This window comes from Roseobacter insulae (genome assembly GCF_019375555.1).
GTDB classification, from domain to species: Bacteria; Pseudomonadota; Alphaproteobacteria; order Rhodobacterales; family Rhodobacteraceae; genus Roseobacter; species Roseobacter insulae.
On the sequence record NZ_JAHXDN010000001.1, the window covers coordinates 276,466 to 285,000 of the forward strand.

General features: G+C 56.0%; 4 protein-coding genes, 2 tRNA genes and 2 rRNA genes (1 of these 8 only partly in view). 2 read left to right on the plus strand and 6 right to left on the minus strand.

What is annotated here, in order from left to right; genetic code table 11:
* Positions 1 to 9: 9 nt before the first annotated feature.
* Positions 10 to 753 (minus strand): SDR family NAD(P)-dependent oxidoreductase, encoded by a 744-nt coding sequence (locus KX928_RS01365; RefSeq protein WP_219498063.1) that lies wholly within the window; start codon positions 751 to 753, stop codon positions 10 to 12.
* 11 nt (positions 754 to 764) lie between these two features.
* Positions 765 to 1,820 (minus strand): YybH family protein, encoded by a 1,056-nt coding sequence (locus KX928_RS01370; protein ID WP_219498065.1) that lies wholly within the window; start codon positions 1,818 to 1,820, stop codon positions 765 to 767.
* Positions 1,821 to 1,915: 95 nt separating this feature from the next.
* Here KX928_RS01370 and KX928_RS01375 point away from each other — a divergent pair, with 95 nt between their 5' ends.
* Positions 1,916 to 2,833, plus strand: a complete 918-nt coding sequence (locus tag KX928_RS01375; RefSeq protein ID WP_219498067.1) for a LysR family transcriptional regulator — start codon at positions 1,916 to 1,918, stop codon at positions 2,831 to 2,833.
* Between the two features lie 140 nt (positions 2,834 to 2,973).
* Here the strand turns inward: KX928_RS01375 and KX928_RS01380 are convergent.
* A tRNA-Arg gene (locus KX928_RS01380) sits at positions 2,974 to 3,050 on the minus strand.
* A 594-nt stretch (positions 3,051 to 3,644) separates the two neighbouring features.
* On the opposite strand from KX928_RS01380, the gene KX928_RS01385 reads away from it, so the two are divergent.
* Complete coding sequence (locus tag KX928_RS01385; protein ID WP_219500030.1) at positions 3,645 to 5,294, plus strand: recombinase family protein; 1,650 nt, start codon at positions 3,645 to 3,647, stop codon at positions 5,292 to 5,294.
* Here the strand turns inward: KX928_RS01385 and KX928_RS01390 are convergent.
* The 3 genes from KX928_RS01390 to KX928_RS01400 all read right to left on the minus strand — a co-directional run.
* Positions 5,251 to 5,327 (minus strand) — tRNA-Met (locus KX928_RS01390). The genes KX928_RS01385 and KX928_RS01390 overlap by 44 nt on opposite strands.
* Before the next feature lie 85 nt (positions 5,328 to 5,412).
* Positions 5,413 to 5,527, minus strand: a 5S ribosomal RNA gene (rrf, locus tag KX928_RS01395).
* A 122-nt stretch (positions 5,528 to 5,649) separates the two neighbouring features.
* Positions 5,650 to 8,535, minus strand: a 23S ribosomal RNA gene (locus KX928_RS01400); it runs 484 nt beyond the window's last position.

Here is an 8,535-nt window from a genome sequence, read left to right on the forward strand (position 1 = left end):
GACCCTGATTCACCAGTCGAGGACGACCGGCTGTCCCATTCTCCGCATTTCGGCGAAGAACCTCCCGGTAGGACCGTTGTTTTCGAGAGTCGCGAGCCAAAGAGCGGTTTCAGCACCTTCGTCAGCGGAATATGGTGCCTCAGGCGCACCCATAGCCGTGCGAAGCCAACCCGGTGAGTAAGCGTTCACGAGAATGCAGTGCTTAGCCCATTCACGGGCAAGCAACACGGTTACCGCATTTAAGGCTACTTTGGAGATCCGGTAAGATGGAGCCAGCGGGTAGAAATCCGTAGCGGCGGTGGAGAGTGACGCCATCTCGGTCGATACGTTGATGACTCGCGGGGCGTCGCTTTTCCTCAGCAACTCGAAAGAAGCCTGCGAGACACGAAGGGCGCCGAGAGCGTTCGTGTCGAATTCTCCGAGCGCGGTCTTCATGTCGACAGTTCCGAGTGATGCTTCACTCTGCTCCGTCATCGAATTCCGACCGGCATTGTTGACGAGAACGTCGAGACGCCCGCCCGCTTGTTCGATAGTGGTTCGAAGCTTGGCGACGCTTTCATCTGACGAGACATCGAGCTGTATAGGGGTCGCTTCTCCTCCGGCTGACCTGAGCGCATCGGCGGTTTCCCTGGCGTCCGGCATCTGCCGTGCGGCGACAAGGACGTGCATATGGTGTTCGATGGCCAGTCCTTTGGCGATCGCCGTTCCAAGCCCGCCATTGGCGCCGGTAACAAGTGCTGTACGAGTTTGCATGATCTGTCTCCTTACTCAGCAGCCGCGAAGGGGGCGGAGACGTGCTCCTGGACGATCTTCCATTCTTCATCGAGCAGGCGCCACACATGGGTCACTCGCTGCTTGCCGGTGATCGGCGTTCCGTCGGCCATCACGCCATCCATTTGCACGAGTGTGGCCGTCCAGGCCGTTTCGCCATCGATACCGACATTGGCGACTTCCACAGGAGACACAGTGAAGCTCTGATAGGCGTCCATGACGTCCTGCAGGGCGCGCTCGTATTCTCCCCAACCTCGCACGCCATTGGCCTCGTCATCGACAGCCACGACATCGAACGCGAATAGGTTTGGTATGGTCGCATAGAACCCAGCAGCCGCAGCGATATCGAACCGACCGGTGCCAACACTCCAGACATCGACGGCAGCTCGTGTCCGTTCGATAATTTCAATACGGTCCGCTGCTTCCTCTGTTTCCAGACTAGTCTGCTCGCTGGCGCTCGCGTCACCCGGGATGAACGGCGCGGAAATATGCTCATGTGCCACGAGCCAGCGATCGCCGATCTTCTCCAGAACGACAGTCTGGCGGGCCTGCATGGCGTAAGGCGTACCGTCCGTAGTCTTACCGTCGACGTCGATGCTCGCGCTCATCCAGGCCACGTCGCCGTTGCGGGCATAGCGGAACGTATCTTCGCGCATGTCGACATTAAACTCGGAAGAGCGGGCGACGATCGCGGTCAGCTCTTCGGCATAGGCGTCCCAGCCTTGGAAGCCTTCAGCGGGCGGAAAGACGTCGAAGGCGAAGAGGCGCTCGGTCTGCTGATAGAACCTTGCCGGCACGTCGATGTCGAAGCGGCTGGTCGCGCCTGGGCTCCAGGTTTCGTTGTACTCGACCATGAACGCGCGGAAGAAGTCGGCCTCGCCCATAACGGCTTCGCGCGCTGTCGCGTTGGCCTCGAAATCGATCGTGGCGGCCCATTCGGAGGCATGCTCATCGATGACGCCATTGCCTTCGGCCTGGGCGGGAAGTGCGGTAAGTGACAGCGCCATGGCGGTGGCGGCTGCGAGCGAATGTAGGGTTGAGCGGGTCATTGCGGGTCTCCTTTGGTTTCGTTGAGCAAGAGATACGTCGCCAATGGTCATACCGATAGACAGGTGTCGCGTACTTCTGCTATACACATTCGTGTATGATTGATCTCACCCTCCGCCAGATCGAAGTGCTCAACGCCGCCTTGTCGGCGCGCGGGTTGACGGCAGCCGCTGACCGGCTCGGCCTGCCGCAATCGAACATGTCCGCGACGCTCGCCAAGGCGCGGCGCATTTTTGGCGATAGCCTGCTCGTGCGCAGCGGATCCGGCATGTCGCTCACGGAAGAAGGCGCGCGGGTGCTGGAGGTGACGGCACGGCTACTCGAAGACGTCGACGCGCTGAGCGCAGATCGCACGCACTACAATCCTCGGGAAGACGATGGCGAGTTCCGGATCGCCGCGGTCGACTACGTTCAGGCTGCTGTCTTGCCAGCGAGTATCTCGGCGCTCCGTGAGCTCGCGCCCAAACTACGCATCGCACTTGTGGGCTTGGACCGGCTGACATTACGGCAATCTATGGAGGCGGGTGAGATTGACGTCGCCGTAACCACGTCCGGATATGCGCCGGACGGTCTACGCGTTGCGCCGCTCGTGTCTGAAACTTTTGTTTGCGTCACTCGGCGGGGTGAACTGGCGGGTGAGGCGCTCGACATCGACAGCTATTGTCGCCTGCCGCAAATTCTCACTTCCCCTACCCGCGCAAACTTCCGAGGCGAGGTCGATCACGTGCTCGCAAAGGACGGACGCAAACGTCATATCGCGGCTTCGACCTCCAACTTCTTTTCAGCACTGTCCTTGTTGAAAGAAATCGGCGGAGTGATCACGCTTCCTAAGCGATTGGCGGAGACGCTTGGAGATGAATACAGGATCTACGAACCACCTATTCGAATAGGCGGTTTTGATCTCGTGCTTTGCTGGGTGCCCAAGGTACATTCCAGCGAGCGCCACACGCACCACCGCAATGCGATCTTAAATTCCGTCGAACCTCAAACGAGTGAACGCACCGCGGGAGTCTAAGCCAATAGCCACGGCGTGATCCATAGGTAGGCAGGAGAAATGCAACCGCTTTGACAACGTTCTGCTTACGCGAAACTCTCGCGTAAGCACTTTCGCCGCAAAACAGAGAGTCGCTAAGCATTTGATTAATGGAAGAAAAATGGCGCACCCGAGAGGATTCGAACCTCTGGCCTCCGCCTTCGGAGGGCGGCGCTCTATCCAGCTGAGCTACGGGTGCATACCGTTCGCGAGATGCTTACGCCATGCTTACGCGAGATTTTCGGCCTCTTGAAGAGCGAACCCGATATCCGCTCAAACCGTTGTTTAGTCACTTTTTTCTTCCAGCACCCTTCGCCATCGCCAGACTTGACATCCGCCTTCGGAGGGCGGCGCTCCAGTCAGAACACCCCATCATTCGGGAGTTAAATGCTGTGTCGAAAAATTGGCCGCCGTAAGCAAGTATTTACGCTACGCTTCAACGGGAATTCACCGTCCAATTCTCGACATAGCTAGCAGACGACCCATAAACACACGCTACCGCACGCCTCAAAGTAGCATTGATTAACTGTTCCACCTTCGCGACTGTCTGTTCGATTATTTGTTTCCTCAAAAGGACGCAGCGATATAGTGATGAAAGGTCTGGCACATCGAAAGACGAGGAACCGCGACGACATTGATCGCTCTCTTGTCCTATCAAAGGATGCCACCGGCCCTGATCCGCGCTTAGTCGAGCTGATCCGTCTTCTCGCGCGTCGTGCGGCACAAGATTGGTATGGCAAGCAGTCCGGAGATCGTTCGCAAACGGGCTCCTGATGCTTCAGGAGATGAAGTCATGAAAGTCGCACTTTATGCCCGTTACTCAAGCGACAACCAGCGGGACGCGTCGATCGCCGACCAGTTCAGGGTTTGTCGACTGCATGCGGAAGAGCAGGGCTGGAATATCGTCGAAGAGTATTCCGACCACGCGGCGTCGGGTGCCTCGCTACTGAGGCCCGGCATTCAAGCGCTGATTAATGATGCCCACCGTGGTCGCTTCGAACTCGTTCTGTCCGAGGCGATGGACCGCCTCTCACGGGATCAGGAAGATATCGCCGGTTTCCACAAGCGGATGGCTTATGCGGACATAAAGATCATTACTCTGTCCGAAGGAGAGGTCACCCACCTGCATGTGGGGCTCAAGGGCACCATGAACGCCCTCTTCTTGAAGGATCTTGCTGACAAGACGCGTCGTGGGCTTCGCGGGCGTGTCGAGATGGGCAAGTCAGGCGGCGGAAACTCATATGGCTATGATGTTGTCAAACAGTTCTCTCCCGATGGAGAGCCCGTTAGAGGAGACCGCACGATCAACGATTATGAGGCATCGGTCATCCAGCGCATCTTTCGAGACTACGCGGCAGGAAAGTCACCGAAACGCATTGCCACTGAGATGAACATGGAAGGCATCCGCGCCCCCAGCGGCGGCGATTGGGGTTTCAGCACGATCAACGGCAATGCCAAGCGTGGAACAGGAATCCTGAATAACGAGATGTACATCGGTCGATTGGTTTGGAATCGGCAAAGATTTATCAAGGACCCCGACACCGGACGACGGCAGGCACGACCCAATCCTGAGGAAGAATGGATTATCCACGATGTGCCTGACCTCCGCATTGTTGATGATGACATGTGGCAGGCCGTTAAGGCGCGGCAGCTTGCAATCAAACAGAAGCGGGGCGGCGGCAGCGGTACGGAGAACCATTTTCGGGACCGCAGGCGTCCGAAGTATCTCTTTTCAGGCCTTACCATATGTGCCTGTTGTGGCGGCGGCTATACCATGATTTCAAAAGATCTCGTCGGCTGTGCAACGGCCCGCAACAAGGGGACCTGTGATAACCGAAAAAACATACGCCGAGATCGGCTTGAGGAACGGGTCTTGAGCGCGTTGCGCCATCACCTCATGGAACCGGCCCTGTTCAAGGAGTTCTGCGACGAGTTCACCCGCGAGATGACTCGCCTCCGCATGGACAGCCGAGCCGCGATTGCCGCAGCTGAGACCGAGGTGAAACGCATCGATCGCGAATTAGACAGATTGGTCGATCTCATCCTGAAGGGGGGAGCGGCGGAGCGCATCAATGAAACGATGGTGGGGCTCGAACAGCGGAAGAAAGAGCTGGAAGCCATCCTCGCCAATGCAGAGGAACAGTCACCGCTGCTCCATCCAGCGATGGCCGGGTACTATCGCACTCAAGTGACTAAGCTTCACACGTCTTTGCAGGACGAAGCCGAGGCGAAGAGACTGGAGGCAACCGAATTGCTCCGATCCTTGATCGACGAGATCATCCTGACACCGACCGAGGATGAAATGCTGATCGATGTGCGGGGCGATCTTGCTGGAATCCTTGCGGTTTCCCTTGAACGCAAAAAACCCGCCACAGGGGCGGGTCAATCGCAATTTGAGTTGGTTGCGGGAGTAGGATTTGAACCTACGACCTTCAGGTTATGAGCCTGACGAGCTACCGGGCTGCTCCATCCCGCGACACTTGGTGCGGCCTACCGCGTGGAACGCTAATTTAGGCCAGAAGATCATCGAAAGAGAGATACGGTAACAGAGGTTTTACTAGGTTTGGCGGTGACCTACTCTCCCACGTCTTAAGACGCAGTACCATCGGCGCTACGGCACTTAACGGCCGGGTTCGGGATGGGACCGGGTGTTTTGCTCGCGCTATGACCACCAAACCATGAAAAACCTCTGTTGTCCAAGTCAGCACTCTAATGTGCTGTGTATGCTTTTGATTATCGTTCGAAGTGCTACCGCTGCGCTCCCTGAGCACATTGGTAAAATCTCTCTTCTACTGGATCAAATCAAGCCTATCGGGCAATTAGTACCAGTCAACTGAACACATTGCTGTGCTTACATCTCTGGCCTATCGACGAGGTGGTCTACCTCGGCCCTCAGGGATACCTTGTTTTGAGGGGGGCTTCCCGCTTAGATGCCTTCAGCGGTTATCCTTTCCGATCATAGCTACCCTGCACTGCTGCTGGCGCAACAACAGGTCCACCAGTGGATCGTTCACCCCGGTCCTCTCGTACTAGGGGCAACTCCTCTCAAGTATCCTACACCCACGGAAGATAGGGACCGAACTGTCTCACGACGTTCTAAACCCAGCTCACGTACCTCTTTAAACGGCGAACAGCCGTACCCTTGGGACCTGCTCCAGCCCCAGGATGAGATGAGCCGACATCGAGGTGCCAAACACTGCCGTCGATATGGACTCTTGGGCAGTATCAGCCTGTTATCCCCGGCGTACCTTTTATCCGTTGAGCGATGGCCCTCCCACTTGGGACCACCGGATCACTATGGCCGTCTTTCGACTCTGCTCGACTTGTCAGTCTCGCAGTCAGGCTGGCTTCTGCCATTGCACTCAACGAGCGATTTCCGACCGCTCTGAGCCAACCTTCGCGCGCCTCCGTTACGCTTTAGGAGGCGACCGCCCCAGTCAAACTACCCACCACACAGGGTCCCGGATCCGGATAACGGACCGCGGTTAGACATCAAGCAGAACAAGGGTGGTATCTCAAGGGAGGCTCCACGCAAACTGGCGTTCACGCTTCAAAGCCCACCACCTATCCTGCACATGTTCGGCCTAATGCCAGTGTGAAGTTGTAGTAAAGGTGCACGGGGTCTTTCCGTCTAACCGCGGGAAACCTGCATCTTGACAGGTAATTCAATTTCGCTGAGTCTATGTTGGAGACAGCGGGGAAGTCGTTACGCCATTCGTGCAGGTCGGAACTTACCCGACAAGGAATTTCGCTACCTTAGGACCGTTATAGTTACGGCCGCCGTTTACCTGGGCTTCAATTCAGAGCTCTCACCCCTCCTTTTAACCTTCAGGCACCGGGCAGGCGTCAGACCCTATACGTCGTCTTGCGACTTCGCAGAGCCCTGTGTTTTTAATAAACAGTCGCCACCCCCTGGTTTGTGCCCCCAGCCAATACTTGCGTAGAAACTGGGCCTCCTTCTCGCGAACTTACGGAGGTATTTTGCCGAGTTCCTTCAACATAGTTCTCTCAAGCGCCTTGGTATTCTCTACCAGTCCACCTGTGTCGGTTTAGGGTACGATCTAGCGATGGAGCTATTTCCAGGAACCTCTCAGCAGCCCATTCAATCCAATAAGGATGAACTACCTCCGAGATCCGTCACTTCCATCTGGCCCAGGAATATTAACCTGGTTCCCATCGACTACGCCTTTCGGCCTCGCCTTAGGGGTCGGCTTACCCTGCTCAGATTAGCTTTAAGCAGGAACCCTTGGACTTTCGGCGACAGTGTCTCTCACACTGTTTGTCGCTACTCATGTCATCATTCTCACTAGTGATCTCTCCACCGGATCGCTCACGCGCCGGCTTCACAGAAAACTCCGTGTGTCCAATCCGGGCGAACCCGGTAAGGACACATGGAATTATGTCACACTACGCTCTGCTACCATGCAATAAATGCATCCTAAGCTTCGGCTCATGGCTTGAGCCCCGTTACATCTTCGCCGCAAGACAACTTATTTAGACCAGTGAGCTGTTACGCTATCTTTAAAGGATGGCTGCTTCTAAGCCAACCTCCTGGTTGTTTTGGTCGTCTCACCTGCTTTCCCACTTAGCCATGAATTAGGGGCCTTAGCTGTAGGTCAGGGTTGTTTCCCTCTCCACGACGGACGTTAGCATTCGCCGTGTGTCTGCCATCTAGTACTCCTCGGTATTCGGAGTTTGGTTAGGATCAGTAAGCCTGTGGGGCCCCATTACCCATCCAGTGCTCTACCCCCGAGGGTATTCGGATGACGCTCTACCTAAATAGATTTCGCAGAGAACCAGCTATCTCCGAGTTTGATTGGCCTTTCACCCCTAGGCACAGCTCATCCCGATCCTTTTCAACGGATGTGGGTTCGGTCCTCCAGTAAGTGTTACCTTACCTTCAACCTGGCCATGCCTAGATCACTCGGTTTCGGGTCTGATCCCACGAACTCGACGCCCTATTAAGACTCGCTTTCGCTGCGCCTACACCTAACGGCTTAAGCTTGCTCGTGAGACCAAGTCGATGACCCATTATACAAAAGGTACGCCGTCACAAGACTGGAGATCAATTTGGATATCAGAAACCGAAGGTATACCGCACCACCAGCGTCTCGCTGCCGGGGTTGGTGTCCTCGATGTCTGCGTTGGATTTGTGGTCAATCGCAAGTGAGATCCGACTGCTGTCCGTCAGCGTATAGCCAACGCCCAGCAACGTTCTGAATTGCAGATTGCCACCCAATGGGCTGCCACCACTGCCCTGATCATAGTAGCCGGGCATGAAACTGCCTTCTACAAACCACGGCCCCTCTCCCAATGACCACAAGGCATAAACACCCACACCGACAAAAACGTCTCCGTCGCCGTCGATCTGGCCTGCACCAGCGAGCGAATATGACGCTGCGCGACCCGCAAAGAACGGATCAGCGTGATATTCGAGCACCAGGGCTGCGGCCTGTGTGTCTGTTTGGTCTAACACATCGTCATAGCCCAGACCGATGACGTATTCGTCAGCGATTGCGGCTGATGTGGTTAGGGTGAAGGTCAGTATGGAAGCTATGTATTTCATAGGCTTCCAATGACATCCAAATTGAACTCCAGTCAAGCTCCGACTGATTGTAGGCGTTCGGTTTCAGGTACTGTTTCACTCCCCTCGTCGGGGTGCTTTTCACCTTTCCCTCACGGTA